This window comes from Vibrio crassostreae 9ZC13, from assembly GCF_000272045.2.
GTDB lineage: Bacteria > Pseudomonadota > Gammaproteobacteria > Enterobacterales > Vibrionaceae > Vibrio > Vibrio crassostreae_C.
Genome location: NZ_AJYZ02000041.1, coordinates 89,693 through 90,233, shown reverse-complemented (window position 1 = coordinate 90,233; position 541 = coordinate 89,693). Strand labels below are relative to the sequence as shown.

The 541-nt window shown below is 47.5% G+C and carries 3 tRNA genes; all 3 read right to left on the bottom strand.

The features are described 5' to 3' along the window. Positions 1-128: 128 nt before the first annotated feature. The 3 genes from A136_RS14895 to A136_RS14885 all read right to left on the bottom strand — a co-directional run bounded on the left by A136_RS14895 (position 129) and on the right by A136_RS14885 (position 474). A tRNA-Arg gene (locus A136_RS14895) sits at positions 129-205 on the bottom strand. Between the two features lie 57 nt (positions 206-262). Next, positions 263-339, bottom strand: a tRNA-Arg gene (locus tag A136_RS14890). Positions 340-397: 58 nt separating this feature from the next. Beyond that, positions 398-474, bottom strand: a tRNA-Arg gene (locus A136_RS14885). Between the last annotated feature and the right edge of the window lie 67 nt (positions 475-541).

The following is a 541-nucleotide window of genomic DNA, read 5'->3' as shown; positions in this document are numbered from 1 at the left end:
CCGCCTGGTTCGTAGCCAGGTACTCTATCCAGCTGAGCTAAGAGCGCACGGTTTTAATATCAATTCATTGTTACTCACAACGTATCAATATAAGGATTTCATTCTCATAAGAAAGAAGCCCTAAATAGTGGCGCGTCCTGGAGGATTCGAACCTCCGACCGCCTGGTTCGTAGCCAGGTACTCTATCCAGCTGAGCTAAGGACGCACGGTTTTCGATATCAGTATTTCCAATATCAGGAGTTCACAAGGAAACCCTAAAGAGTGGCGCGTCCTGGAGGATTCGAACCTCCGACCGCCTGGTTCGTAGCCAGGTACTCTATCCAGCTGAGCTAAGGACGCGCAGTTTTCGATATCGGTATTCCCAATATCAGGGGTTCATAGAAGAAACCCTAAATAGTGGCGCGCTCTGGAGGATTCGAACCTCCGACCGCCTGGTTCGTAGCCAGGTACTCTATCCAGCTGAGCTAAGGACGCACGGTTTTTGATATTAATTTTCGACGAACGATTTATCAATATCAGGATTCACATTCTTATAAGAACT